Genomic DNA, 26,662 nt, shown 5'->3' on the forward strand with positions numbered 1-26,662 from the left:
CGCCGCCGACGACCGACGGATCGCCCTCTGCGATGGAAAGGCCCGGGGTTCCGGGCCTTTTCCGTTACCGGCCGGATCGTGCTATCTCCCCGCCCATGACCGACTTGCCGACCTCCGCCCCGATCATCACCCGCTTCGCCCCCAGCCCGACCGGCCTGCTGCATGTCGGCAACGTCCGCACCGCGCTGGTCTGCTGGCTCGCCGCCCGCGCCACCGGCGGGCGCTTCCTGCTGCGGCTCGACGACACCGACACCGAGCGGGGCAGCGCCGAATTCGCCGCGGCGATCGAGCAGGATCTGCGCTGGCTCGGTCTCGGCTGGGACGGCTTCGCCCGCCAGTCCGACCGCACCGACCGCTACCGGGCGGCGCAGGATCGGCTGAAGGCGGCCGGCCGGCTCTACCCCTGCTACGAATCGGCGGAGGAGCTGGAGCTCAAGCGCAAGAGCCTCTTGGCGCGCGGCCTGCCGCCGCTCTACGACCGCGCCGCGCTGGCCCTGACCGACGCCGACCGGGCCCGGCTCGAGGCGGAAGGGCACCGGCCGCACTGGCGCTTCAAGATGGCGGATGCGCCGGTCGAATGGGACGACAAGGTCCGCGGCCGGGTGCATTTCAACGGCCGCGACATCTCCGACCCGGTGCTGGTGCGCGAGGACGGGCGGGCGCTCTATCACATCGGCTCGGTGGTCGACGACATCGACATGGGCGTCACCCTGGTGGTGCGCGGCGAGGACCATGTCGCCAACACCGCCATGCACATCCAGCTGGCCGAGGCGCTGGGCGCCGCGCCGCCGGCCTATGCCCATCTCTCGCTGATCGCCGACGCCGAGGGCCACGGCCTGTCCAAGCGCCTGGGCAGCCTGTCGCTGCGCAGCCTGCGGCAGCAGGGGATCGAGCCGCTGGCGGTGACCAGCCTGCTGGCCAAGCTCGGCACCTCCGACCCGATCGAGCCGCGGCTGTCGCTTGACGATCTGGTCGCCGAGTTCGACTTCGCCAAATTCTCCCGCACCATCCCGCGCTTCGACCCGGCCGAGCTGGAGCGGCTGAACGGCCGCATCCTGCATGAGACGCCCTATGCGGCGGTGCGCGACCGGCTGGCGGCGCTCGGCCTCGGCGCCGTCGACGAGGCGGCCTGGGCGGTGCTGCGTCCGAACCTGCAGCGGCTCGATGACGCGGCCGAGTGGTGGCGGGTGGTCACCGGCCCGGTCACCCCGGTCGTCGCCGATGCCGCCCTGCTGTCCGCCGCGGCCGAGCTGTTGCCGCCCGAACCCTGGGACGACGCCACCTGGGGCGCGTGGACGGCGGCGGTGCGCGACCGCACCGGGGTCAAGGGCAAGCCGCTGTTCCTGACCCTGCGCCTGGCCCTGACCGGCCTCGACCACGGCCCGGAGCTGCGCGGCCTTCTGCCGCTGATCGGGCGGCAGCGGGCGCTGGCCCGGCTCTCCGGCGATGTGGCGTGAACGCCCCATCCTGTTAAAACTTGCTTAAAACTTGACCCTACCCCCCTTGGCGCCGACCCGCGGTCGGGAGTAAGAACCCGATATGACCGACGAGATTTCGCCTGCCCTGGACACCCCGGCGCTGCCGGTGGCCGCGGTCTTCCTCGATGTCGCGTCGCTGCCCGGCGCCGCGTCCGTCGATGATGGGCCCGAGGATCTTGCCCGCATCCTCGTCGGGCTCGGCACCGTCTGCCGGCCGGCCCGTCGCATCGCCTATGCCGACTGGGCGACGCTGTCCGAGCTGCGCGGCGTCGCCCATCGCCACGGCTTCGACCAGGTGCAGACCACCGAGATCGAGCCGGGCCGCGACGCGGCCTCGTTGCGCCTGGTGGTCGACGCCATGGAACTGGCGCTGCTCGATCGCAGCATCGACACGGTGGTGCTGGTGACCGGCAGCGCGGCGCTGCTGCCGCTGGTCCGCAGCCTGCGCCGCCACGGCAAGCGGGTGATCGCGATCGGCCCCGGCCGCCGCATGGACCCGCTGTTCCAGTCGGAATGCGACCGTTTCGTCGATTGCGCCACGCTCGGCCACCCGGCGCCGGCGCGGGTCGAGATCCGTCCGGCCGCGGCGGCACCGGCCGCCCGCCCGGCCGCCCCGGCGCTTCGCCCCGAGCCGGCGCCGGTCCAGGCGCGCCCGGCCGAACCGGCGCCGCGCCTGCGCCTGAAGCCGCCGGCCGAACCGGCCCGCGCGGCCCGGCTGGGGCCTGCGGTGGCGGAACCGCCGCACCCTTCCGCGTCGGCCCGCGCCCATCGCCCGTCCCTGACCGCCCAGTTCGACGAGCCTGAGGCCGCCCCCGCCGGCCCGCCGCTGATGGCCGGCACCCCGATGGTGCCGCAGCGCAAGGGCTGGTTCGGTAAGCGTCGCTGATCGGGCTGCCCTGCGGCCGGAACCTTGGACGCCAGGGGCCTGATCTGGTAATCGTCGCGGTCCCGACCGGACAGGTCTGACCTTAGGACTGCGACCCGTGGCGCTCTCTCTGCACAACACGCTCACCCGGACGAAGGAAACCTTCGTCCCGATCGACCCGAGCCATGTGCGGATGTATGTCTGCGGCCCGACGGTCTACGACTACGCCCATATCGGCAACGCCCGCCCGATCGTCGTCTTCGACGTGCTGTACCGGCTGTTGCGGACGCTGTATCCGCGGGTGACCTATGCCCGCAACATCACCGACATCGAAGACAAGATCATCGAGCGGGCAAAGGCCAACGGGGAGCCGATCGGCGAGCTGACCCGGCGCACCGGCGAGGTCTTCGCCGCGGACATGGCGGCGCTCGGCGCCCTGCTGCCCGATGTCGAGCCGCGCGCCACCGAGCACATCCCGCAGATGGTCGAGATGATCGGCACGCTGGTGGGCAACGGCCATGCCTATGCCGCCGAAGGGCATGTGCTGTTCAACGTGCCGTCGATGCCGGATTACGGCCAGCTGTCGCGCCGCAACCGCGACGAGCAGATCGACGGCGCCCGGGTCGAGGTTGCGCCCTATAAGCGCGACCCGGCGGATTTTGTGCTGTGGAAGCCGTCGACCGACGATCAGCCGGGCTGGGACAGCCCCTGGGGCCGCGGCCGGCCGGGCTGGCACATCGAATGCTCGGCCATGGCCGCCGCCCATCTCGGCACCGTCTTCGACATCCATGCCGGCGGCATCGACCTCGTCTTCCCGCACCACGAGAACGAGATCGCGCAGAGCCGCTGCGCCCATGGCACGCCGGTGATGGCGAACTACTGGCTGCACAACGGCTTCCTGCAGGTCGAAGGCCAGAAGATGTCGAAGTCGCTCGGCAACTTCTACACGCCGCATGAGCTGCTGGAGGAGTTCCCCGGCGAGGCGCTGCGCTATGCCCTGCTGTCGGGCCATTACCGCCAGCCCTTCGACTTCACCAAGGACGGGGTGCGCCAGGCACGGGCGGCACTCGACCGGTTCTATGGCGCGCTACGCGTGGTCGATGCGGTGACGGACCTGTCGGTCCGGGCGCCGGCGGCGGTGCTGGCGGCGCTGGAGGACGACCTCAACACGCCGCAGGCCCTGGCCGCGCTGCACGAGGCCGTGGGCGAGCTGAACAAGGCGACCGACCCCGCCGAGCAGGCCCGCCTCGCGGCCGGATTGCTGGCGGGCGGCCGGCTGCTGGGCCTGCTGGAGCAGGCGCCGGAGGACTGGTTCCGCTGGCGGGCGAAGGCGGATTCGGGGTTGGGCGACGCCGAGATCGATGCGCTGGTGGCGGACCGTCGGGCGGCACGGGCGGCGAAGGACTTCGCCGAGGCCGACCGCCTCCGCGACCAGCTGATCGCCGCCGGCATCGCGCTGGAAGACAAGCCGGACCGCACGCTGTGGCGCCGGGTGGGGTAAAGCGATGAGCGAGCGGATCTGGCTGTTCGACACCACCCTGCGCGACGGGGCGCAGACCCAGGGCGTGGACTTCTCGGTGGCCGACAAGATCGCCATCGCCAGGAAGCTCGACGCGCTCGGCATCGACTATGTCGAGGGCGGCTGGCCCGGCGCCAACCCGACCGACGATGCGCTGTTCCGCGACCCGCCGAAGCTGGCCAAAGCCCGCTTCACCGCCTTCGGCATGACCCGGCGGCCGGGCCGCAGCGCCGCCAACGATCCCGGCCTGGCGGCGCTGCTGAACTGCGACGTGCAGGCGGTCTCGATCGTCGGCAAGACCTGGGACTTCCATGTCGACGTCGCGCTGAACATCCCGCGCGAGGAGAATCTCGAGCTGATCCGCGACAGCGTCGCCGAGGTGGTCGGCCGCGGCCGCGAGGTCGGCTTCGACTGCGAGCATTTCTTCGACGGCTGGAAGGCCAATCCGGACTACGCCCTGGCCTGCGCCCAGGCGGCCTACGAGGCCGGCGCGCGCTGGGTGGTGCTGTGCGACACCAATGGCGGTGCGCTGCCGCACGAGGTGACCGAGATCGTCACGGCCGTGGCCCGGCACATTCCGGGCGACCGGCTGGGCATCCACACCCATGACGACACCGGCAACGCCGTCGCCAACAGCCTGGCGGCGGTGCGGGCGGGGGTGCGCCAGATCCAGGGCACGCTGAACGGCCTGGGCGAGCGCTGCGGCAACGCCAATCTGGTCACGCTGATCCCGACGCTGATGCTGAAGATGGGCTACGAGACCGGGGTGAGCGAGGCCGGCCTGGCCTCGCTGACCGATCTCAGCCACTGGTTCGACGAGCGCCTGAACCGCACGCCGCAGTCCGGCGCGCCCTATGTCGGCGGCCGCGCCTTCGCCCATAAGGGCGGGCTGCACGTCTCCGCCATCGCCAAGGACCCGCGCTCCTACGAGCATGTGGCGCCGGAGCGGGTCGGCAACCGCCGCCACCTCGTCGTCTCCGACCAGGCCGGCCGGGCGAACATCCTGGCGCGCTTCGCCGAGATCGGCGTCGCCATCGACCCGAAGGACCGCAATGTCGAGCGGCTGGTCGACCTGGTGAAGCAGCGCGAGTTCGAGGGCTATTCCTACGACACCGCCGGCGCCAGCTTCGAGCTCTTGGCCCGGCGCATGCTGGGCCAGGTGCCGGCCTTCTTCGCCATGGAACGCTTCACCGTGGTCGACGAGCGCCGCTTCAACGCCCGCGGCGAGGTGGTGCAGGAATCCGAGGCCACGGTGCTGCTGCGCGTCGGCGGCAAGACCTGGCACGAGGTGTCCTTCGGCAACGGCCCGGTCAACGCGCTCGACAACGCCATGCGCAAGGCGCTGGAGCCGATCTATCCCGGCCTGAAGCCGCTGCGGCTGGTCGACTTCAAGGTCCGCATCCTGCGCTCGAACGAAGGCACCGGCGCCATGCCGCGTGTGATGATCGAGACCGAGGATGCCGACGGCACGCGCTGGTCGACCATCGGCGTCTCGACCAACGTCATCGACGCCTCCTTCGAGGCGCTGGGCGACAGCTTCACCTATGCGCTGCTGCGGGCCGGCGCCACGGCGCCCAACTGATGGACCCGTTCTGATGGCCGGCACCGACCAGACCCGCGACCCGGCGCTGGGCGGCCCGGCGATCATCCTGATCGAGCCGCAGATGGGCGAGAACATCGGCACCGCGGCCCGGGCGATGCTGAATTGCGGCCTGACCGACCTCCGCCTGGTGCGGCCGCGCGACGGCTGGCCGAACCCGAAGGCGGTGCCGACCGCCTCCGGCGCCGACGCCGTGCTGGACCATGTCCGGGTGTTCGACCGGACCGAGGACGCGGTCGCCGATCTCGGCGCCGTCTACGCCACCACGGCGCGGCTGCGCGACCAGCTGAAACCGGTGGTGACGCCGCGCCGGGCGGCGACGGAGATGCGGGCGCATCACGCCGCCGGCATCGGCACCGGTATCCTGTTCGGGCCGGAGCGCACCGGCATGACCAATGACGACATCGCCCTGGCCGATGCCGTGGTCAACGTGCCGCTGAACCCCGCCTTCTCCTCGCTGAACCTGGCCCAGGCGGTGCTGCTGGTGTCCTACGAGTGGTTCACCGCCGGCGACGCCACGCCGGAGCGGCGGCTGGACTATGAGGAGGACGCGCCGCCGGCGACCAAGGACCAGCTGCTGAACCTGTTCGAACATCTGGAGCAGGCGCTGGACGCCGGCAACTTCTTCCGGGTGCCGGAGAAGAAGCCCAGCATGCAGCGCAACATCCGCGCCTTCCTGCAGCGCGCCCAGCTGTCGGAGCAGGAGGTGCGGACGCTGCACGGCATGATCGTCGCCCTGGCCGGCCCGCGGAAGGGCGGGGCGTAGTCCTGCGTCTCGCGCCGGTCGCTAGGCCCTGTTCTTCAGGATCGCAATCTCGCTGCGTTCTCCGGCGAGATAGCCGTCCGTGGTCAGCTTATACACCTTGACCCCCACGGTGTCGGTGGGGACATTTGCCCCGATTGCCCTGACAGATCCGTCCAGAACCTGGCAGACGACGTCGGTGTGAGACTTGAATGAAGAATGCGTTGCGGCGTGGTCATAGTCGATCCTGTTGTCGCGCCATTGCGCGACGAGATCGCCGACTTCCGGTTTCTTCTCATTTATTCTGTACCCCCAGAACGGGGCGGGTTTGTTGGCCTTCATCTTGACGATGGCGTCATTGATGTAGAGGGCATGCCCGGCATTGTATTTGAAACCGGTATAGCCTTCGGCACGGCGAATGAACGCGCTCATCCCCGCCGCCGACCAAGGCCAATCGCGATGACTCGTGTTGTCGCCCGGCGGCCGACCCTGCCCCAGTTCATCCCACATCTGAAGGACATAGCCCTTGTAGGGCGGCTTGTCCTCGGTCCCCGAGCCACGATCGAACAGCTCCCAGTAGTGGGCGGCTGAAGCGATCAATCTGGCGATCGCATCGCTGCGGACCTCGGTCAGGTAGACGTCCGATGCGTAGCCCTCGATCACCGGGCTTGATCCGACAATGCGGACCTTCTTCCACCTTGTGCCGGTATCCTCGATCAGTTCGAGCAGCGTACCGAGCGCCATGGTCTTGATCGGTGTTCCGCTGGTCGAAGGCGAAGGCCGCAAATTCAAGCCATCGTAGACATTGGTTACAATATATTGTGTCATTGTTCTAATCCTGTTGAGGAAATGGAGAATTCATATGACGGGAATGATATATTTGTGATCTAATTCCGTCAATCCCGGCCAATCTTCGCGGCCATTGGTCCCGGGCGGTCACCCAGCCAGCGGCGTGATCCGCCCGGCCCAGTCCGACACCGCGGCGGCGACGGTCCGCAGATGGTCGGCGGCGGTGAAGCCGGAGACGCTCTTGCGCGGCTTCAAATCGTGGTCGCCATCCTCCAGCCACTGCAGCTCGATCCGGTCGGACAGGGCATAGAAGGCGACCTCGTCGCGGGTGCCGAACTCGTCGCGCGTGCCCTGGCAGATCAGGGCGGGCGTCGCCAACCCGGCGAGATGGGCGGTGCGCAGCTGCGTCGGCTTGCCCGGCGGGTGGAATGGGTAGCCGAGGCACAGCAGCCCGGCGATGCGGCCGGCGGCGTGCAGCTCGTCCGCGGCCATCGAGGCCACGCGCCCGCCCATCGACTTGCCGCCGATGATCAGCGGCCCGGTGGCGCCGAGGGCGTCGACCGCGGCCCGGTACTCCGGGATCACGGTCTCGGCCCGTGGCGGCGGCTTGCGCTGCCCGTCGCGCCGGGCCGCCATGTAGCCGAACTCGAAGCGCGCGACCCGGAAGCCGGCCTCTGCCAGCGCCGCCGCCGCCGCGGTCATCGAGGCCGAATCCATCGGCGCGCCGGCGCCATGGGCCAGCAGGATGGTGGTGCGGGCCTCCGCCGGCCCGTCGGTGAGGAAGTCGACCGCCACCCTTTCACTCCGTGAAGACGGCCAGATTGGCCAGGGTCGACGCCAGGCCTTCCTGGTGATCCTCGGGCCGGATCCCGTCGGGGACGTTCTCGCAGCGGATGGTCACCTCGGTGCCGCCCGGGACGGCGTCCAGGGCGGTGGTGATCGTCATGGCGCCGGCGAAGGCGGGGTCGTCGGACTCGAACTCGACCACCTCCACCACCCGCCGGTCCGGGACCAGCTCCAGGAACCGTCCCTCGACCACATCGGCATGCTCGGTCGTCTTGCCGCGCAGATCGTGTTCAGCGCCGATATAGGTCAGGGACATGCGGTAGCGGCCGCCTTCGCGCCCGTCGAAGGCCAGCATCTCGCCCGTCATGCCCTCGGGCGGGCGCCAGGCCGCGAGCGCCTCCGGGTCCATCAGCGCCCGGTAGATGACGTGCGGCGACGCCTTGATGATCCTCGACGCGGAGTCGACCCGCCCGGCTGCCATCGCATCCTCCTGCTCGAGACGCCACCGTACACCGCTCGGCGACGCAACGCGAAGCAGCTCAGATCAGCAGTGAGGCGAGAGCGGCCAGCCCGATCCCGGTCAGGAGCGGCCAGCCGATATGGCGGCCGCGGCTGGAGATGGCGGTGAACGCGCCGATCGCGGTGAAGGTCGCGCCGGTTCCGGCGGCGGCCCACCAGCGCACCGCCGGCGGGTCCAGCACCAGCGCCAGCAGGATCAGGGCGATGACCGCCCAGGCCACGCTGGTGATGTGCCAGGCGAAGCGGAGCACGAAGCGGGCGAGGGGGCTCTTCAGGATACCGTCGCGGCGCGCCAGCATCGGGCCGATCAGCCGCCGCTCTCCGGCCACGGAATGCACGGCGGCGGTGACCACCAGCAGCAGCGCCGCCGCAAGAAGCAGAGCATCCGACATCAGGACTCCTCCTCCGATGCCAAGCCGCGGTGCGGCGTCAGGACCCGATCCGGAGCCGAACGGGCGCCGGCCAGGCCGTGCCGGCCGGTGCCGCGTCGGCCAGCGGCGCGTCGGGGTGCAGCTTCTCGACCTCGAGCTCGAACCGGGCGCGGACCAGGCGGTAGCCGAACTGGCGCAGCACGTCGGCCAGGGCGGCGCGCAGCTGGACCTCGCCCAGCGTCAGAGTCTCCGGCGTCGGCGCGGCGGCCGGGCCGACCGCCAGGCGCTTCGGCGCATCGTCGCGCCAGCCGGCGATGCCGGTCCGGCGCAGCGCCGCCAGGAAGCGGTAGACGGTGGCCAGGCTGATTCGCGGGTCCAGCCGGCGCGCCCGGCCCAGGATCTCCTGGGCGTCGAGCGCGCGGTCGGCCTCGGCCAGCACCGCCAGCAGGATGCGGCGCGGCCGGGTCGGCCGCAGCCCGGCGTCGCGCAGCCGGGCCAGGGCCGGGGCAGGGCCGGGGGAGGGAAGGAAGGCGGGGCTCATGCCGCCGCCCTCAGTTGCGCCGGATCTCGGCCGCCGCCCGGGCCAGGATCTCGACGATGCGGGTCTCGGCATCCGGGTCGGCGCCGGCGTCCAGCTTCTGCTCGCTCGCCTCGCGCAGGTTGTCCAGCGCCGCGACGACCAGGGACGGCAGCCGGCTGGACCGTTCGCGCTCGCGCTCGCGTTCGCCGCCCATCATCTTGTTGACCCAGGCGATCTTCTCGCCGGCCGCGGCCAGGCGGCCCAGCACGGCGTCGATGATGCCGCGGTTGCTGTCGAGATAGGCGCGGCCCTCGGCGGTGATGGTGTAGAGCTTCTTGCTGCCCTCGGCCACGACCGTGACGTAGCCGGCCTCCTCGAGATAGGTCAGGGTCGGGTAGACCGTGCCCGGGCTCGGGCTGTACCAGCCGCCGGTCTTGTCCTCGATCAGCTTGATGATCTCGTAGCCGTGGCGCGGCTGCTGCTCGATCAGGGCCAGGGCCAGCAGGCGCAGGTCGCCCTGGGCCAGCATCCGGCCGGCGCGCATCATGTCGCCGCCGCCACCGAAGCCGCGGCCGCCGAACCCGCCGCCGAAGCCATGACCGAACATGCGGCCGCCCCGGCCGCGGCCGCCGGCCCACTTCTCGTCACCGCCGCACCCGCCGCGGGGACCTTGATCGTCGCGATGACCGCGATGATGTCTTCCGAACATCGAACTCACTCCATAGGTTTCGATATATCGTAAGATATGGCGATCTGGGATCGGTTTCAAGATATATCTTGAGATGTGTCTTCGTCGACCCTGGTGCAGGCCGCGGGGCCGCTTTCCGTCAGCGCCGGGCACGACATCGACAGGGTGAGTGGTTCTTCGTCTACTTCCGATAGACAGAACAAAGTTCCGTCGAAATAAGATCAATAACTAGGAAAATCCACTGATTATTAAGAACTGAGAGTCAAAATGTTTGCTTTATTCGAAAATAATGGTACTTTCTGACACGAATATCAGTTTCAGTCCTATCGCAATGAAAGCATTGGCTGGCTCCGGCCCATGGGCCTTCCTTGTCATTCCTCCTCGCAATAGGCGGCCTCGCTGAGAACGACAGCCAGGAGCCCGAGCAAAAGCTTGGAGAGAGATCCGACCTGGACAGCAATGGCACGGCCGAACCGGCCGAATTTCTTCCAGACGCCAGGGATTTTAAGGAGATTGCCATGCACCGTTTCCTTCCCCGCATTATCCCCGTTTTGCCGCTCTGTCTCCTGACGCTTGCGTTTGCTGGTGGCGCGGACGCCCAGACCGCCTTCAGCCTGCGTGGCGGCCCGACGCTCGACGTGATCCAGAAAGCCCATCCCTTCCAGGACAACAACGGCCAGATCCCGCCCGCCGGTGAATATTCCGGCCCGCTGTTCTCACTCAATCACAACTGGCCGACCGCGCCCGATCCCTTGAAGGACGCGCCCTGGCAGAAGGCGATCGGCAATGGCCCGATCACGACCGAGAACGCTGCGGCCTATGCCGACGCTCTCAAGCAGGCGGTGAGCGAAAACGCCCGCGCCCTCATCATGCACTACGACAGCTGGGATGCCGCCAAGGCGGGCTGGTACAACGAGCCCTGGCTCGGCACGCTGCGCGAAGCGATCCATGGCACCTATGCGGCCGGCGAGTTCGGTCCCGCGATCTTTCCCGATACGGGACTTCGGGTGACCTTCAACACCAATGTGCTGACCTATTATGATCAGCGCGCAGCCTATTCCCTCGACCATTTCTGGGCCAGGTCGGCGATGAAGCCGACGCTGAACACCGAAAACGCCCAGTTTGTCGAGGGCTCGATCGTCGTCAAGGCCGCAATGTTCGCCTCTACCGATCCGAGCCAGCCGACCGGCTGGTGGGATGCCATGAACGGGGCGCAGGAATGGCCGCTGTATATTCCGGTCGGCAAGGCCACCACGCCCTCGGTCTGGCCGAGCTATGTCGCCCAGTTCGACATCATCGTGAAGGATAGCCAATCCGCGCCGCAGACCGGCTGGGTGTTCATGACGCTGGTCTACGATGCCTCGGCGCCGGGCGACGTCTGGGACAAGATGGTGCCGCTCGGCGTGCAGTGGGGCAACGACCCGGAGGCGACGACCGAAGGCGCCGCGCTCAAGGAAAACTGGATCAACCCCGAGGCGCCGCTCTATTCCACTCAGACGCTCGGCTGGGGCGGGCGGCTGTCCGGACCCAACGATGGCGGCCGCAACGACATCGTCGTCGACGGCAAGCCGATCAAGAATGCCCCCGATTCCGGCTGCATGAGCTGCCACAGCACCGCGCAATGGAATATCGACAAGCACAAGATGGTGAGCTTCCTGCTCCCGTCCTTTCCCACCGAGGAGCAGCCGGGCTTCCAGCTGTGCAACGACAAGGGTGAGCGCGACCAGAAGAACGGAACCTATATCTGCTCGCCGGCGCCGGGGTCGGCGGACTGGATGAAGTGGTTCCAGAACCGGCGTGGCGACGTGCCGATGGACCAGGGCTCGTTCGCCACGGATTTCGACGAGGTGTTCTCGTTCAAGTCGCTCCCGCTCTGGTGGGCGGCGACCAATCCAAAAGATGGGGCCATGGCCGTCCAGGACGCGGCGCCGGCGCAACGCGTCAACCAGTATACCGGCGCGCCGCTGCCGCAGGCGCAGCAGTAGAAAGACCCATCCCTCCGGCGGGCGCTCGGTCCGCCGGAGACGCAGTCCCGACGCCTTCGAAACCGGCAGCGAGGCCTGCGGCGGTGGCCGGTCGACCAGCGGCAGCGACCGCCAATGGAATTGTGGCGACCCCGCAATCATCGGCCGGCCGCGCCTGTCCATCCGGATCGGGACATCGCGGTTCCCCTCGTCACCCGCACCACGCCCGGGGACACGACCTTCGGATCCCAGTTCACGTCGGAGATCAGAGATGAAACAGAGTGGTCTGCCTATCTCTCCTTCGCCGCGCCGTCCGGCGGTGGTGTGCCGGCAACGAGTCGCGCTTGCCCGCCTCTTCGCAGCAGGCTCTGCGCTGCTGTTCATCGGCTCGGCTCTTGCGGGATTGCAGGCGGCGGCACAGCAGCCGAGCACGCAAGGCCCGACACAGGCGGAACTGGACCATGCCGACACGGACACCGAAAGCTGGCTGACCCTCAACAAGGGCTATCTGGGCTACCGTTTCTCGACGCTGTCCCAGATCAAGGCCGACACTGTCAGCAGCCTCAAGCAGGTCTGTTCCTTCTCGCTCGGTCAATCCGGATCATTCCAGAACGGCCCGATCGTCTATGGCGGCATGCTCTATACGACGACGGGCGCCTCCACGATCGCAATCGACAGCACGACATGCGAGAAGCGGTGGCAGCACGACTACAGGCCGCCAAATCCGCCCCGGGGGAACAACAAGGGGGCCGCGATCGCAGGCGGCCGTGTCATCCGCGGCACACCCGACGGCCATCTTCTCGCCCTCGACGCCAAGACGGGCGCCGTGCTCTGGGATCGGGAGGTGATGGACGCCGGCAAAGGCGAGTTTGCCACGGCCGCCCCACTGGTCTGGAACGACACGGTCTTCATGGGCAAGGCCGGCGGCGATAACGGCATCAGAGGCGAGATGATGGCCTTCAATGCCGCGAATGGAGAGAAGATCTGGGGCTTCCACACGATTCCTTCGCCGTTCGAGACGGGCGGCGACACGTGGAAGAACCCGGCCAGCATCGAACATGGCGGCGGCTCGCTGTGGACCACCTTCAGCCTGGATAGGGACGCAGGTCTCCTGTTGCTGCCCGTCGGCAACCCGGGGCCGGACTTCGACAATGCCAGTCGCCCCGGCACCAATCTGTTCACGAACTCACTGGTGGCGCTCGATGCCCGGACCGGGAGCCTGAAATGGTGGTACCAGCTGATCGGTGCGGATGATCGCGACTGGGACACGTCCGTCGTCTCGGCCTTCGACACCGCGGACGGAGGCAAGCTCGCCGCCGTGGCCGGCAAGGACGGCATCCTGCATGTGGTCGACCGAACCAGCGGCAATCCGATATCGGGGGTTCCGCTCGTCAGCCAATACTTGAACACGACCGGGCCCGTTCCGGGTGGATCGGGCATTCGCATCTGCCCGATCGCGGCGGTGCAGTGGAACGGCCCGGCTTACAGCCCGGAGACTGGCCTCCTGTACATGAACGGCATCGACTGGTGCGCGCAGGCCATCAAGGGCCCGACCCCGGTCTACAAGGCCGGCCAGCCCTATCTCGGCTGGGCCAACTTCTATGGCACCCGCGATCCGGTGGCGGAGGCGTTCGGCTGGATCAATGCGATCGATCCGACGCTGGGAGCCGTCGCCTGGCGCGTGAGGGTGCCGTCCATTCCCCTTGGCGGGATCGTCGCCACCGCAGGTGGCCTGGTCATCACCGGCACGACCGATGGCACCCTCCTGACGCTCGATGCGCAGACCGGCACGGAGCTCTTCAGGACGAATGTCGGCGGCGCCATCGGCGGCGGCATCATCACCTACGAGGCCGGCGGCAAGCAATTCATTGCCGTCGCGGCCGGTGACAACAATGGCACCTATCAGACGAAGGGTCAGAACACGATCGTCGTGCTCGGCCTTCCCTGAGCACGACGATCTGCCGCGCCCGTGGTCCCTGAGCGCCCGGACCTCAAACAACGGAGATCATGTCATGTCACACCGCTCCCTTGTCCGCTGCCTCGTCGCCGCCGGATGCAGCGCCGTGGCCGTCCTGTCCGGCGCGCCGCCGGTCCAGGCCCAGGACCCTCAGATCAGTCCTGTCCTTCCCGGCGACATCGGCTCGGGCGCCACGAACGCCACCCTGGCCGAAGCCAGCACGTTCGCCTGGCAGGAATTCATCGCCCTGAACTGGCCGGCCGCGCAGCTGAACGGCACGGTGCAGCGCGGCCAGGCGGACATGGGCGCAAAGTTCGGCCAGGCCGGAGCGACGCCGTTGGTGTGGGAGAGCTACAGGCAGAAGGTGGAAATATTCCCCGGCGCCAACAACGCCATCCCCCCGCACGGCGCCGATAGGCCAGGCACTCCGCAGGACCCCTACAACTATAGCGATCCGCCGCTATACCTCTATTCCGGCGGGACCATCCCCAACGGCGGCGTCGTGGACGCCTGCCCCGGCCAGGACCCCGTGGCTCAGCCCGCCTGGGTCAACCTGGACGAAACCAGCCAGATCGGTTTGGACCAGATGTACGCCGGGATCGTCGATGTCCCTGCGGCGACACAGCCCAACAGCGCCCCGCAACTGATCCGCTTCCTGGCCAAGGCGAACCAGACGGAATACGACTACATCGTCGGAAACAAGCTGTGGTTCACCACCGGCGACGCCTACACGAACCGGATCACGACGTGGCAGGCCGCTCTCGGAAACGGCCAGCCGCCCGATCCCAACTCCGTGATCACGCTGCCCGCCGGCACGGTCGAAGTGAAGGCCGCGTGGCGGCCGCTGGCGAACGGTGAGGATCCCAGCCATTTCCATATGACCACCGTCCGCTACTATGAGCCGGGTTCGAACGGCAATCCCTGCTATCGGCAGGACCAGTGGGCCCTGGCGGGCTTGCACATCATCCAGAAGACGCCGTCGGCACCCTATTTCGTCTTCGCCACCTTCGAGCAGGCGGACAACGTGCTGAACGCCGACGGCGTCGCGACGGAGGACCCCAACGGCAAGGTGGTGATCCCCACCGCCGGGCCCAACACGCCCGCCCTCGTCTATACCGACGACCCGAACACCCCGACCGTGACGACGAATCCCGCCAACACCTTCTGCGACACTCCCGGCAAGCGGCTCTACTATCAGGAGCTGCCGCCCGGCACGCCGCCGGACGGCACGCCGGTCGGCGGCAATATCTGCGTGGATGCCCGCTACGAGGCCATCCCGCCCGTGGTGCAGGCTGCCAATTCCACCTTCCACGGTCTCATTTCGGCTTACAACGCCGAAAACAACCTGAATTCCCCCTGGCTCTATTACAAGCTGGTCAGTGTCCAGGCCGTGCCGCTCAATCTTGCGGACATCAGCACGGATCCCGACAGCACGCGGCAAATCGGCAATTTCTACCAGGCCAACATCGTCGTGGAGACGGATTACACGCTGCAGCAGTTTCTTGGCCGCATCGCCGCCGACCAGGCCCCCACACGCTATCCGTCCCAAGGCACGTCGCAGAATTTCCAGAATGTCCGCGTGGCCGCAGGCAGCCAGTTCACCACGTACCAGATGGGCGGCTGCATGGGCTGTCACGGCAACGCCCAGGTGGGAGGAACGGATTTCAGCTTCATCGTCGGCGGCAACAGCTTCAACACGACGCCCGACACCCCCGAAGCCAACCCTGAGAAGCAGGCGCTGTACCTCTCCCTGTTCGGCAATCCGCTCCCGGCGGACTTCAAGAAATAGGCCGCGGTCCGGGAGCGATTCAGAAAGGGCTGCGATTCCGGTCGCAGCCCTTTCATTGTCGCCCTTCGCCCGGCCGCTCGAGGCTACGGACATCCCGGCGGAGCCGAAGCGCCGCCGGCCTTCGGGCGCCGGGCCGCCGGCCGCGAAACCGGACAGTAGCTGAGAGACCGGCTGTCCCGACCTTGAATCCGTCATGGCGAGCCCCGCAGGGGCGTGGCCATCCGGCGGTGCCGTGCCGGGATCTCCGCCTCGATTGACCGGCTCTCGGCGTCGCTGAGAGGCCGTCTTGAAACTCGCTGCGACGAGTCGGCTGGCGTGGTTCTCGAGAACCGGCGCGCAGCGGACTTTTGGGTCCGTGAGCACCGGAAGCGCAGAGAACCGCGTCAGACGACCGGCGCAGTAGAGTTTCGAGATGGCCTCTGATACACATCGCGGCGACGGTTCCCCTATGGGATCAAAAGGGAACACGGTGGCGCCCCCCAATCAATTGCGAGGGGGGCGGAATCCGTGGCTGCCCCCGCAACTGTCAGCGGATCGCCGAGCGTCCTGGTGGCCTCTCAAGGGCCATGCCACTGCCCGCAACACGGGTGGGAAGGCCGACGCGAAGCCATGATCCGCGAGCCAGGAGACCTGCCGTCGCAGCGCAATCCGTTTCCCGGGCGGGGTGGCCCGGGCAGGAGGTTTTCGTGACGGCATTCCGATCTTTCTCTTCGCATGTCCTGGCCCTGGCCGGGCTTCTCATCCTGTCGCCGGCGGCCCGGGCCGACCCGACGCAGTACCCGCTGACGATCCGCAACTGCGGCGTCGACGTCACCTTCGCCAAGGCGCCGCAACGCGCCGTGGCGATCGGGCAGAGCAGCACCGAGATCCTGCTGTCGCTCGGCCTGGCCGACCGCATCGTCGGCACCGCCGTCTGGTTCGGGCCGGTGCTGCCAGCCTACGAGGCGGCGAACGCCAGGATCCCGCGCTTGGCCGACAACGATCCCAGCTTCGAAGCCGTGGTCGGCAAGGAGCCGAAGCTGGTGACGGCCCAATTCGAATGGCATGTCGGGCCGCAGGGCTCGGTCGGCACCCGCGAGCAGTTCGCCGGCCTCGGCATCCCGACCTACGTCTCGCCGGCCGATTGCGTCGAGAAGGACAATTCCGGCGGCGGCGACGGCGTGCGCAAGCAGCTGTTCAGCATGGACCTCGTCTATCAGGAGATCCGCGACCTGGCCCGGATCTTCGACGTCGCCGACCGCGGCGAGGCTCTGGTCGCCGACCTGCGGCGGCGCGAGGCCGCGGCCATCGCCTCGGTGGCCGGCGCCCGGCTCGACAACGTGCCGATGGTGTTCTGGTTCTCCAGCAAGGAGGTCGCGGGCGAGGCCTTCGTCGCCGGCAAGAACGGCGTGCCGGCCTGGATCCTGCAGCAGCTCGGCGCCCGCAACGTCATCACCACGGAGGAGGAGTGGCCGCTGGTGAGCTGGGAGCGGATCGCCGCCGCCAACCCCGCGATCATCGTGATGGCGGAGATGAGCCGCCGCCGCTACGCCGCCGACGACACTGCGGTGAAGCAGCACTTCCTCGCCACCGACCCGGTGGCCAGCCAGCTCGAGGCGGTCAAGCACAAGCATTTCGTGGTGATGGACGTGCAGGCGATGCAGCCCTCGATCCGCGCCGTCGACGGCATCGAGGCGGTGGCCCGCGGCATCAAGAGCTTCGGTCTCGGGGGGTGAGGCCGCTTTTCGGCGACGGCTGGGGCGTCCGCGTCCTGCTGGCCGTGCTGTCGCTGGCGGCGCTGGTCGCGGCCATCGCCCTGGCCGTGTCGATCGGCGAGATGGCGATCCCCCTGTCCACCACGTTCCAGGCCTTGGGCAACCGGCTGTTCGGCGCCGGCTTCGCGCTCAGCCCGATCCAGGAAGGCGTAGTCTGGGACTACCGGCTCAGCCGCGCTTTGGTCGCCGCCTGCTGCGGCGCCGCGCTGGCCCTGTCCGGCGCGATCCTGCAGGCGCTGCTGCGCAACCCGCTGGCCGAGCCCTATGTCCTCGGCATCTCCGCCGGGGCGTCGACCGGCGCCGTCGCGGTGATGATCGCGGGCTTCGGCGGTGGCGCCATTTCGCTCTCCGGCGGCGCCTTCATCGGCGCCGTCCTGGCCTTCGTCCTGGTGTCGCTGCTGGCGGCCGGGGTCGGCGGCGGCATCGACCGCGTCATCCTGGCCGGCGTCGCCGGGTCGCAGCTGTTCAACGCGCTGACCTCCACCATCGTCACCACCTCGGCCAATGCCGAACAGGCGCGCGGCGTGATGTTCTGGCTGCTCGGCAGCCTCGGCGGGGTGCGCTGGCCGGATGTGCAGGTGGCCGTGCCGGTCGCGGCGATCGGCTTCGTCCTGTGCATCCTGCACGCCCGCGCGCTCGACGCCTTCACCTTCGGGGCGGATGCCGCCGCCTCGCTCGGCATCGCCGTAACGCGGGTGCGGGTGGTGCTGTTCGCGGCCACCGCGGCGATGACGGCGACCATGGTCAGCATCGTCGGGTCGGTCGGCTTCGTCGGCCTCGTCATTCCCCACGCGGCGCGCTTCCTCGTCGGGCCCGGCCATGCAAGGCTGCTGCCGGCCTCGGCGATGATCGGCGCCATCTTCATGGTGCTGGCCGACATCGTCTCGCGCACCATCATCCCGCAGCAGATCCTGCCGATCGGCGTGGTCACCGCCCTGTTCGGCGCGCCGGCCTTCGCCGTCCTGCTGTACCGGGCGAGGCGGGCGGCATGACCATCGCCACGCACGACGTGCGCTGGGCCGCTGGCGGCCGGATGATCGTCGACGGCGTCACGCTGGAGGCGGCGCCCGGCCGGATGCTGGGCCTCTTGGGCCCGAACGGGGCCGGCAAGTCGACCCTGCTGCGCCTGATCTGCCGGCTGCGGCGGGTGGAGAGCGGCGTGATCACCCTGGGCGGGGCCGACATTGCGGGCCTGCCCCGCGCGGCCATCGCCCGCCGCGTCGCCCTGGTCGAGCAGCAGGCCGCGACCGACATGCAGGTGACGGTGCTCGACGTGGTGCGGCTGGGCCGTACCCCGCATCGCGGCCCGCTGTCGCCCTGGACCGATCGCGACGACGCGGCGGTGGAGGACGCGCTGCGCCGGGTCGGGCTGGAGGGCAGGCGCGGTCAGCCCTGGCACACCCTGTCGGGCGGCGAGCGGCAGCGGGTGCAGATCGCCCGCGCTCTGGCCCAGACGCCGTCCGAGCTGCTGCTGGACGAGCCGACCAACCATCTCGACGTGCAGCACCAGCTCGAGATCCTGGCCCTGGTCGGGCGGCTGCCGGCGACCAGCATCGTCGCTTTGCACGACCTCAACTTGGCCGCCATGTTCTGCGACGCCGTGGCGCTGCTGCGCGAGGGGCGTGTGGTCTGCGCCGGCGCGCCGGAGGAGATCCTGACCCAGGCGCGGATCCGGGAGGTGTTCGGCGTCCGCGCCCATGTCGAACGGTCGCCGCATCACGGCCGGCCGCACATCCACTATCTGCCGGGCTGAAAGCGGCTTCAGGCTTGACATCCGGCCCGGAATGGCGTTTTTCACCGCTTCCATTCCTGGGAACGTGGGTCCGGCGCATGAGCCGGCGCCCCGCCTTGCCATTGGCAGGGCCTACCGGGACAACATGAGAGAGGATCGAGCGCGTGAGCAAGCGCCTGAATTCGAAGCACAAGATCGACCGCCGCCTCGGCGTCAACCTCTGGGGCCGTCCGAAGAGCCCGCTGAACAACCGCGATTACCGCCCGGGCCAGCACGGCCAGCGGCGCACGAAGCCGACCGATTACGGCACGCAGCTGATGTCCAAGCAGAAGCTGAAGGGCTACTACGGCAACATCGGCGAGAAGCAGTTCCGCCGCCTGTTCGAAGAGGCCGTGCGCCGCAAGGGCGACACCGGCGAGAACCTGATCGGCCTGCTGGAGCGCCGCCTGGACACCGTCGTGTACCGGATGAAGTTCGTCCCGACCGTGTTCGCCGCCCGCCAGATCGTCAATCACGGCCATGTCCTGGTGAACGGCAAGCGCCTCAACATCGCGTCCTACCAGGTCAAGGACGGCGACGTGATCGAGATCAAGCAGAAGTCGCGTGAGCTGCCGGTGATCCTGGCCGCGATCTCGTCCTCCGAGCGCGACGTGCCGGACTACGTCGAGGTCGACCACGGCACCTTCAAGGGCAAGCTGGTGCGCAGCCCGGCCCTGGCCGACGTGCCGTACCCGGTCCAGATGGAACCGAACCTGGTGGTCGAGTTCTACAGCCGCTGATCTCAGCCGGCTGTCCGACGAGAAGAGAAGGGGCGCCCGCGGGGCGCCCCTTTCGTTTCAGCCGGCCCCGAGGCTGCGGCTGGATTGGACGTCGGCGGCCATCGACTCAACCGGCCACGGTCCGGGCCCGGACCAGCCGGTCGCGGCCGGCGCCGAGGCCGGCCAGGGCCGCGACGACGCCGATCGCCAGCACCAGCAGCCCGGCCGCGGTCCAGCCGCCGGTCCAGTCGTGCAGCAGGCCGATCAGCAGCGGCCCGCCGGAGGCCAGGGTGTAGCCCACGCCCTGCGACATCGAGGACAGATGGGCCGCGACATGGGCGTCCGGCGTGCGCAGCACCACCAGGGTCAGGGCCACGGCGAAGGCGGCGCCCTGGCCGATGCCGAGCAGCAGGATCCAGAGCCAGACCGTGCCCAGCGGCGCGAAGATGCAGCCCAGGAACCCGGCGAGCGAGAACGCCATGCACAGCACCGCGGCCAGCTTTTGGTCGCGGCCGCGGGTCGCCAGCGACGGCGCCACCAGCGCGGCGGCGACCTGCACCATGATCGAGACCGAGACCATGATCCCGGCGGTGACGCCGTCGACGCCGCGGTCGCGCAGGATCGGGGCCAGCCAGCCGAAGACGCTGTAGGCCAGCGAGGATTGCAGCCCCATGAACAGCGTGACCTGCCAGGCCAGCGGGTCGGTCCACAGCCCACGGACGGTGAAGCCGGCATGGGCGGCTGCGCCCTGGCGCGGCGGGATCTGGGTCAGCCAGACCAGCGCGGCGATGATCACCGGGATGGTCCAGAAGGCCAGGGCCGCGGCCCAGGACCCGTCGGCCGCCCGGGCGAGCGGCAGGGTGCTGCCGGCGGCGACCGCGGCGCCGGCGCACAGCGCCATGGTGTAGACCCCGGTCATCAGGGCGGCCTTGTCCGGGAAGTCGCGCTTGACGAGGCCCGGCAGCAGCACGTTGGTGACGCCGATGCCGGCGCCGGCCAGGATGGCGCCCAGCAGCAGGGCAGGGGTCGTGCCCAGGCCGCGCAGCGCGGTGCCGACCGCCAGCACCAGCAGCAGCGCCAGGATCGCGCGCTCGGTGCCCAGCCGCCGGCTGATCCGCGGCGCCAGCACGCCGAACAGGCCGAGGCAGACCACCGGCGCCGTGGTCAGCAGGCTCGCCGTGCCGGCGGAGATGCCGGTGTCGGCGATGATCTCCTTCAGCACCGGACCCAGGCTCGACAGCGCCGGCCGCAGGTTGAGCGCGATCAGGACCAGGCTGACGACCAGCAGCCACCCGGCCTTGAGCGGCGTCGCCGGCGCCGGGACGTCGTCGACCTCGGCATCGATCAGCAGCTCGTCAGCCAGGCCATGGGAGGCAGGGGGCACGGCTCGGTCGTTCCGATCCTGCTCGGCAGTCGACACCACGGGCTTCCTCCTGGCCACGAAACGAGATCCGCCCCGGCGGATCGCGGGGCGGTTGGCCGCCATTCTGGACCGGAGTGGGGCGCCGCCGCCCGTCCCACCTCGTCATGCCTGGGTCCAGGGCTCGGCATGGCCGGAAACCGGCCTCGCGATCGCATCGACGGCAGACAGTTGCCTGTCAATCATCGGACATGGGTCTGTTAGACTGCCGCCAGGGGGTAGCCATGGCGGTTTCGCCGATCGCCGTAAAGCTGATCACGCCGCGGCCGAGCCACATCGTCCGGCGGTCCCGCATCCTTGACGCCATCGACCGGGGGCTGCGGGACGGCTGCTGCTGGGTCGCGGCCCCGGCGGGTTACGGCAAGACCACGGCCGCCGTCGACTATCTGCGCGACCGCCGCGAGCCGCATCTGTGGTACCGCGTCGACGAGGGCGACGACGACATCGCCAACTTCTTCCATTTCCTCGGCCGGACCCTGCCGGCCGGCCGGGCCCGCCGCCTGCCGGTGTTCGGACCGGAATACGCCGAACAGTCCGAGGCCTTCGCCCGCCGCTTCTTCCAGGCCTTCTTTGCCCTGCTGAAGCCCGGCACCGTGCTGGTGCTCGACGATCTGCACCGGGCCGAGACGGCGCGCTTCCGCGGCACGCTCGACATCCTGCTGCAGGAATGCCCGCGCGAGCTGCGCTGCCTGTGCCTGGCCCGCATCCTGCCGCCGGCGGAGCTGGCCGGGCTCCGGCGCCGCGGCGCCATCGCCGTGATCGACCACGCCGACCTCGCCTTCTCGGAGAACGAGGCGCGCGAGCTGGTGACGGCCCATATGCTGCGCGCGGCCTCGGCGATCGATGTCGGGTCGGCCCGGGGCTGGGCGGCCGGGCTGGTGCTGCTGGCGGAGTCCGGCATCGCCGTCGATGCCGGCCCGGCAACGGGGCCGTCCCTCGGCGGCGAAGACGCGATGTTCGACGTGTTGGGGACGCAGCTGTTCGACACCTTGCCGGCGGCCGAGCAGGACATGCTGCTGAAGCTGAACCTGCTGCCGGGGATCACCGCCGAATTGGCGACGGCCATGGTGGGGTCGGATCGGGCCCGCTCGAGCACCGAGCGGCTGCACCGGCGGCAGCTCCTGGTCGCGCGCGGCGAGGCGGCGCAGCCGGTGTTCACCCTGCACGACCTGCTGCGCAGCTTCCTGAGCGACCGCTTCGCCCGGCATTTCGCGCCGGAGGAACAGGTCCGGCTGCGGATCCGGGCCGCGACGATCCTCAGCGAGGCCGGGCGGGGCGACGACGCCATCGATCTCGCGCTGCAGGGCCGGGCCTGGGGGCTGGCAGGCCGGCTGCTGGCCGATCATGCCGAGGCGGTGCTGGCGCAAGGCCGTCGCGCCACCTTCGCCGATTGGTGCGCGCAGCTGCCCGAAGACGCGTTCGACGGCTGGCTGTGCTACTGGGCGGGCGTCGCCGCGATGCCGGACGACAGCGCGGCGGAGACGTGGCTGTCGCGAGCCTGGGCCGCCTTCGAGCATGACGGCGATGCCCGCGGCCGCTGCCTGACCGTGGCCCGCGCCGTCCTGGTCAAGACCGACAGCTGGCGCACGCATCAGGGGCTGGCCGACTGGACCCGGCGCGCCTTCGCGCTCCTGGACGAAGGGCTGCCGGAGCTGCCGGCGGACCAGCATCTCCTGGTCCGGGTCGGGCTGCTGAGCGCCTGCGTCTACGCCGATGACTATCGCCGCGGCATGGAGGCCTCGGGCCGGCTGGCGGAGCAGCTGGCCGCAAGGCTGGCGACGCCCCATGCCGGCGATTCGCCGGCGTCGCGGGTGCATGCCAGCCAGATCCTGATCTCCTATTCCGGCTCGACCGGCAATGCGGCGCTGTTCGAGACGGCCGTCGACTGCGTCGCGGAGGAGCTGCGCGATCCCGGTGTCTCCCCCTGGGTGCTCGGTCTCTGGCTGGTCGATTTCGGTGCGGTCAGAGGGCGCTACTTCTTCCCCTATGCGCGGCGCGGCTTTCCTTATGCCGAGGCGGAGCAGGCGCTGCGCGCCGCCATCGCCATCGGCGAGCGCGAGGCGCTCCGCGGGGTCGAGTTCGGCGCGCTGTATCACCTGCAGCTGCAGATGAAGCTGCGCAACGAGTGGGAGGAGTTCGCCGGGCTGGTCGGCCGCCTGGCGGAGATCGCGGACAGCCGCTTCACCACCCAGGTCGCCGTGGTGGCGGATTGCCAGGCCGCGATGCACACCCGGCAGGGCAATTTCGCCGAGGCGTACCGGGCCTGCGACCGTTTCATGGCCGCGATCGAGGCGGCGAACGAGCCGCCGATCGAGCGCTGGCCGCATTTCATCACCCTGTTCCAGCTGTTGCTGGCGGATCGCAAGCCGACGCAGGCCGCCGCGTTCCTGGAGACGCGCCTGCCCCTGTTCGACGGGGCGGTGCTGCGTCGCACCGAGGCCTGCGTGCGGATCGCCCGGGCCCTGGAGGCGAAATGGGCTGGAAGCGCAGACTATCCCGGCCGGCTCGCGGTGGCGATCGGGACCCTGCGCGAGATCGGCTGGATGGCGGTCCTGGCCAACCTGCCGCTGCTGCTGGCGGAGCTCTGCGCCGACGCGATCGACGACGGCATCGGGACGGAATTCTGCCGCGCGCTGATCGGGCAGCGCCGGCTCTCGCCGCCGCAGCGCCGTCCGGCACGCTGGCCCTGGACGCTCGCGGTGCATGTGCTGGGCGGGTTCCGCCTCGAGCGGGACGGGGTGCCGTTGGACCCGGGGCCGAAGCCGCCGACGCGATCGCTCGACATCCTGCAGGCCCTGGCCTTGGCGCGGGACCATAGCTGCCGCATGGAGGAGCTGCAGGACTGGTTCTGGCCGGATGCCGATGGCGACCGGGCAAAGGCCGCCTGCGAACAGGCGCTGCATCGGCTGCGCCGGCTGCTCGGGCGGTCCGATCTGGTGCTGCAGCGGGAGGGACGGCTGCGCCTGGCGCCGGACAGGGTCTGGGTCGATCTCGATGATTGGGAGGACCGCCTGCGGCAGGGAATGGCGGAGGCCGGGCCGGACTCCGACCGCCTGATCCTCGACGTCCCGGGCCCGGTGCAGTCGCGTGGGGGCGACGCCGGATGGTCGCTGCCCGCCGCCGACCGGCTGCGCGACCGGTTCCTCGACCTGGCGCTGGATCTCGGCCGGCGGCATGAGCAGGGGGGCGACGCCGGCCGCGCCCGGGCCCTGTATCTGCGTGCACTGGACCTCTATCCGGATTCGGCGCGGGTCCATGAGGCGCTGATCCGCGGCCGGCTGGCCCGGGCCGATGCGGCCGGGGCTCTCGACGACTACGAGCGCTATGAGCGGATGCTCCGGGCGACGCCCGGCACGGCCCCGTCCGCCGCGATCCACAGCCTGGTGAAGCTATTGCTGCGGTCCGCCTAGGCGAATCGAGGGGGAACAGAAAAGAATACACTGTGGCTTGAGATCACACACCCTCCGTTCGGCTGATGCCGAATGGAGGGTTTCGGAGCAAGTTTGATGGCTCCTCTTCAGGCTCGGCGATCCGTCTGTGTGCGCCCTTGTCGGTTTCGAGAAGCGTGGCGCTGCGCCGGAGCCGGCCGGAAGATTGTGCGGTTTGAACAGAAGGCATACTGACGATGGCGATCATTCCAGGAACACCCGGCCCCGATTCCCTGACGGGGGGCGTCGATGCCGACACCATCGATGGGCTGGCGGGCAACGATACGCTGCAGGGGCTGGGCGGCAACGACATCCTCCGCGGCGGCACCGGCACGGACTACATGTATGGCGGCATCGGCGATGACCGGATCGAGACCGGGGGCGGTGGCGGCGACTACGGCTATGGCGGCGACGGCAAGGACACCATGGTCGGGTCGGCCGACGCCGAGACCCTGTACGGCGAAGCCGACAACGACACCCTCAGCGGGGCGGCCGGCAACGACTCGCTCTATGGCGGCGCCGGCAACGATAATCTCGGCGGCGGCGAGGGCGACGACTACGTCAGCACCGGCATCGGTGTCGACATCGTCGACGGCGGTACCGGGACCGACACGCTCTATGTCGACCGCAGTTCGGCGACGACGGGCGTCAGCTTCACCCTGAACGGCGCCGCCGGCAGCGACGGCAGCCGCGCGATCAACATGGAGCTGATGACCTATTATGCTGGTTCGGGCAGCGACACCATCACCGGGGCCGGCGGCGCCGACTCGATCTACGGCTATGACGGCACCGACGTCCTGAACGGGGCCGGCGGCACCGACAACCTCAACGGCGGTGCCGGCACCGACACGCTCGGCGGCGGCGACGGCAACGACACTCTCTCCGGGAATGACGGCAACGACACCCTCCGCGGCGGCGCCGGCACGGACTACATGTACGGCGGCATCGGCGATGACCGGATCGAGACCGGCGGGGGTGGCGGCGACTACGGCTATGGCGGCGACGGCGTCGACACGCTGATCGGGTCGGCCGATGCCGAAAGCCTCTACGGCGATGCCGGCAATGACGCGATCTACGGCCAGGCCGGCAACGACACGATCTATGGCGGCGCCGACAACGACACGCTCAGCGGCGGCGAAGGCGACGACTACATCAGCACCGGCGCCGGGGTCGAAACTGTCGATGGCGGTGCCGGCATCGACACGTTGTATGTCGACCGCAGCGCCACCTCTGCCGGTGTCAGCTTCACCCTGAACGGCGCGGCCGGCAGCGACGGCAGCCGGGCGACCAGCATGGAGCTGATGACCTACTATGGCGGGTCGGGCAACGACACCGTCACCGGGGCCGGCGGCATCGACTCGATCTATGGCGGCGGCGGCACCGACGTCCTGAACGGGGTGGCGGGGAACGACAACCTCAATGGCGGGGCCGGCACCGACACGCTCGGCGGCGGCGACGGCAATGACACCCTCTCGGGAAATGACGGCAACGACATCCTCCGCGGCGGCGCCGGCACGGACTACATGTACGGCCAGGCCGATGACGACCGGATCGAGACCGGCGGGGGCGGCGGCGACTACGGCTATGGCGGCGACGGCGCCGACACCCTGATCGGGTCGGCTGACGCCGAATCCCTCTATGGCGATGCCGGCAATGACGCGATCTACGGCCAGGCCGGCAACGACACGATCTACGGCGGCGCCGACAACGACACGCTCAGCGGCGGCGAAGGCGACGACTACATCAGCACCGGCGCCGGGGTCGAAACTGTCGATGGCGGTGCCGGCACCGACACGCTGTATGTCGACCGCAGCGGCACCGGCACCGGGGTCAGCTTCACCCTGAACGGCGCGGCTGGCAGCGACGGCAGCCGGGCGACCAGCATGGAGCTGATGACCTACTATGGCGGGTCGGGCAACGACACCGTCACCGGGGCCGGCGGCATCGACTCGATCTATGGCGGCGGCGGCACCGACGTCCTGA

The 26,662-nt window shown here is 69.4% G+C and carries 21 protein-coding genes and 1 riboswitch; of the genes, 14 read left to right on the forward strand and 7 right to left on the reverse strand.

The window, feature by feature from the left end; translation table 11 throughout:
• Positions 1–95 precede the first annotated feature (95 nt).
• The 5 genes from gltX (at position 96) to ACTOWL_RS17170 (ending at position 6,228) form a co-directional block, all read left to right on the forward strand.
• Positions 96–1,457 carry a glutamate--tRNA ligase gene (gltX, locus tag ACTOWL_RS17150; RefSeq protein ID WP_441322469.1) on the forward strand — a complete coding sequence of 454 codons (1,362 nt, stop codon included), beginning with the start codon at positions 96–98 and terminating at the stop codon, positions 1,455–1,457.
• Between the two features lie 82 nt (positions 1,458–1,539).
• Positions 1,540–2,364, forward strand: coding sequence for an NYN domain-containing protein (locus ACTOWL_RS17155; RefSeq protein ID WP_441322470.1), 825 nt, complete (start codon positions 1,540–1,542; stop codon positions 2,362–2,364).
• Positions 2,365–2,461: 97 nt separating this feature from the next.
• Entirely contained in the window at positions 2,462–3,844 is a 1,383-nt protein-coding gene (cysS, locus tag ACTOWL_RS17160; protein ID WP_441322471.1) for a cysteine--tRNA ligase, read from the forward strand.
• 4 nt (positions 3,845–3,848) lie between these two features.
• Positions 3,849–5,444, forward strand: a complete 1,596-nt coding sequence (cimA, locus tag ACTOWL_RS17165; RefSeq protein WP_441322472.1) for a citramalate synthase — start codon at positions 3,849–3,851, stop codon at positions 5,442–5,444.
• A 13-nt stretch (positions 5,445–5,457) separates the two neighbouring features.
• Positions 5,458–6,228, forward strand: coding sequence for an RNA methyltransferase (locus ACTOWL_RS17170; RefSeq protein ID WP_441322473.1), 771 nt, complete (start codon positions 5,458–5,460; stop codon positions 6,226–6,228).
• Between the two features lie 21 nt (positions 6,229–6,249).
• Here ACTOWL_RS17170 and ACTOWL_RS17175 read toward each other — a convergent pair whose 3' ends face one another.
• From ACTOWL_RS17175 to ACTOWL_RS17200, 6 genes are all read right to left on the reverse strand, one after another.
• Positions 6,250–7,032 (reverse strand): DUF2272 domain-containing protein, encoded by a 783-nt coding sequence (locus ACTOWL_RS17175; protein WP_441322474.1) that lies wholly within the window; start codon positions 7,030–7,032, stop codon positions 6,250–6,252.
• Positions 7,033–7,140: 108 nt separating this feature from the next.
• Positions 7,141–7,788, reverse strand: a complete 648-nt coding sequence (locus ACTOWL_RS17180) for an alpha/beta hydrolase family protein (protein WP_441322475.1) — start codon at positions 7,786–7,788, stop codon at positions 7,141–7,143.
• A 4-nt stretch (positions 7,789–7,792) separates the two neighbouring features.
• The gene (locus ACTOWL_RS17185) at positions 7,793–8,260 is read right to left on the reverse strand and encodes an SRPBCC family protein (RefSeq protein ID WP_441322476.1); all 468 of its coding nucleotides are present in this window, start codon (positions 8,258–8,260) and stop codon (positions 7,793–7,795) included.
• Positions 8,261–8,318: 58 nt separating this feature from the next.
• Entirely contained in the window at positions 8,319–8,690 is a 372-nt protein-coding gene (locus ACTOWL_RS17190) for a hypothetical protein (protein ID WP_441322477.1), read from the reverse strand.
• Between the two features lie 37 nt (positions 8,691–8,727).
• A complete protein-coding gene (locus ACTOWL_RS17195) occupies positions 8,728–9,210 on the reverse strand; it encodes a Fur family transcriptional regulator (RefSeq protein WP_441322478.1) in 483 nt (160 codons plus the stop codon).
• Positions 9,211–9,220: 10 nt separating this feature from the next.
• On the reverse strand, positions 9,221–9,796 hold the full coding sequence (locus tag ACTOWL_RS17200) for a PadR family transcriptional regulator (protein WP_441322479.1): 576 nt from the start codon (positions 9,794–9,796) through the stop codon (positions 9,221–9,223).
• Between the two features lie 599 nt (positions 9,797–10,395).
• Here ACTOWL_RS17200 and ACTOWL_RS17205 point away from each other — a divergent pair.
• The 7 genes from ACTOWL_RS17205 (at position 10,396) to rpsD (ending at position 19,852) form a co-directional block, all read left to right on the forward strand.
• Complete coding sequence (locus ACTOWL_RS17205; protein WP_441322480.1) at positions 10,396–11,862, forward strand: hypothetical protein; 1,467 nt, start codon at positions 10,396–10,398, stop codon at positions 11,860–11,862.
• Between the two features lie 250 nt (positions 11,863–12,112).
• Complete coding sequence (locus ACTOWL_RS17210) at positions 12,113–13,789, forward strand: pyrroloquinoline quinone-dependent dehydrogenase (RefSeq protein WP_441322481.1); 1,677 nt, start codon at positions 12,113–12,115, stop codon at positions 13,787–13,789.
• A gap of 115 nt (positions 13,790–13,904) precedes the next feature.
• Positions 13,905–15,587: a hypothetical protein gene (locus tag ACTOWL_RS17215; protein ID WP_441322482.1), complete on the forward strand. Its 1,683-nt coding sequence runs from the start codon at positions 13,905–13,907 to the stop codon at positions 15,585–15,587.
• Between the two features lie 421 nt (positions 15,588–16,008).
• Positions 16,009–16,239, forward strand: a riboswitch (cobalamin riboswitch).
• A 34-nt stretch (positions 16,240–16,273) separates the two neighbouring features.
• Positions 16,274–17,302: an ABC transporter substrate-binding protein gene (locus ACTOWL_RS17220; RefSeq protein WP_441322483.1), complete on the forward strand. Its 1,029-nt coding sequence runs from the start codon at positions 16,274–16,276 to the stop codon at positions 17,300–17,302.
• The gene (locus ACTOWL_RS17225) at positions 17,299–18,333 is read left to right on the forward strand and encodes a FecCD family ABC transporter permease (RefSeq protein WP_441322484.1); all 1,035 of its coding nucleotides are present in this window, start codon (positions 17,299–17,301) and stop codon (positions 18,331–18,333) included. Before ACTOWL_RS17220 ends, ACTOWL_RS17225 begins: the two co-directional genes overlap by 4 nt.
• A complete protein-coding gene (locus ACTOWL_RS17230; protein ID WP_441322485.1) occupies positions 18,330–19,094 on the forward strand; it encodes an ABC transporter ATP-binding protein in 765 nt (254 codons plus the stop codon). Before ACTOWL_RS17225 ends, ACTOWL_RS17230 begins: the two co-directional genes overlap by 4 nt.
• Before the next feature lie 143 nt (positions 19,095–19,237).
• Positions 19,238–19,852, forward strand: coding sequence for a 30S ribosomal protein S4 (rpsD, locus tag ACTOWL_RS17235; protein ID WP_441322486.1), 615 nt, complete (start codon positions 19,238–19,240; stop codon positions 19,850–19,852).
• A gap of 106 nt (positions 19,853–19,958) precedes the next feature.
• On the opposite strand, the gene ACTOWL_RS17240 is transcribed toward rpsD, so the two are convergent.
• Complete coding sequence (locus ACTOWL_RS17240) at positions 19,959–21,254, reverse strand: CynX/NimT family MFS transporter (protein ID WP_441322487.1); 1,296 nt, start codon at positions 21,252–21,254, stop codon at positions 19,959–19,961.
• A gap of 221 nt (positions 21,255–21,475) precedes the next feature.
• On the opposite strand from ACTOWL_RS17240, the gene ACTOWL_RS17245 reads away from it, so the two are divergent.
• Positions 21,476–24,661, forward strand: a complete 3,186-nt coding sequence (locus tag ACTOWL_RS17245) for a BTAD domain-containing putative transcriptional regulator (protein ID WP_441322488.1) — start codon at positions 21,476–21,478, stop codon at positions 24,659–24,661.
• 215 nt (positions 24,662–24,876) lie between these two features.
• Positions 24,877–26,662, forward strand: a 1,786-nt coding sequence (locus ACTOWL_RS17250; RefSeq protein WP_441322489.1) for a calcium-binding protein, incomplete at its 3' end; no start/stop codon positions are given.

This window comes from Inquilinus sp. CA228 (genome assembly GCF_052078665.1).
GTDB lineage: Bacteria > Pseudomonadota > Alphaproteobacteria > DSM-16000 > Inquilinaceae > Inquilinus.

Bases quoted from the DNA above. Each gene is read 5' to 3' on its own strand.
- ACTOWL_RS17175 (WP_441322474.1), bottom strand. From the start codon at position 7,032: ATGACACAATATATTGTAACCAATGTCTACGATGGCTTGAATTTGCGG.
- ACTOWL_RS17200 (WP_441322479.1), bottom strand. From the start codon at position 9,796: ATGTTCGGTCATGGCTTCGGCGGCGGGTTCGGCGGCCGCGGCTTCGGT.
- gltX (WP_441322469.1), top strand. From the start codon at position 96: ATGACCGACTTGCCGACCTCCGCCCCGATCATCACCCGCTTCGCCCCC.
- cimA (WP_441322472.1), top strand. From the start codon at position 3,849: ATGAGCGAGCGGATCTGGCTGTTCGACACCACCCTGCGCGACGGGGCG.
- ACTOWL_RS17190 (WP_441322477.1), bottom strand. From the start codon at position 8,690: ATGTCGGATGCTCTGCTTCTTGCGGCGGCGCTGCTGCTGGTGGTCACC.
- ACTOWL_RS17155 (WP_441322470.1), top strand. From the start codon at position 1,540: ATGACCGACGAGATTTCGCCTGCCCTGGACACCCCGGCGCTGCCGGTG.
- ACTOWL_RS17195 (WP_441322478.1), bottom strand. From the start codon at position 9,210: ATGAGCCCCGCCTTCCTTCCCTCCCCCGGCCCTGCCCCGGCCCTGGCC.
- ACTOWL_RS17245 (WP_441322488.1), top strand. From the start codon at position 21,476: ATGGCGGTTTCGCCGATCGCCGTAAAGCTGATCACGCCGCGGCCGAGC.
- ACTOWL_RS17210 (WP_441322481.1), top strand. From the start codon at position 12,113: ATGAAACAGAGTGGTCTGCCTATCTCTCCTTCGCCGCGCCGTCCGGCG.
- ACTOWL_RS17205 (WP_441322480.1), top strand. From the start codon at position 10,396: ATGCACCGTTTCCTTCCCCGCATTATCCCCGTTTTGCCGCTCTGTCTC.
- ACTOWL_RS17230 (WP_441322485.1), top strand. From the start codon at position 18,330: ATGACCATCGCCACGCACGACGTGCGCTGGGCCGCTGGCGGCCGGATG.
- ACTOWL_RS17185 (WP_441322476.1), bottom strand. From the start codon at position 8,260: ATGGCAGCCGGGCGGGTCGACTCCGCGTCGAGGATCATCAAGGCGTCG.
- ACTOWL_RS17170 (WP_441322473.1), top strand. From the start codon at position 5,458: ATGGCCGGCACCGACCAGACCCGCGACCCGGCGCTGGGCGGCCCGGCG.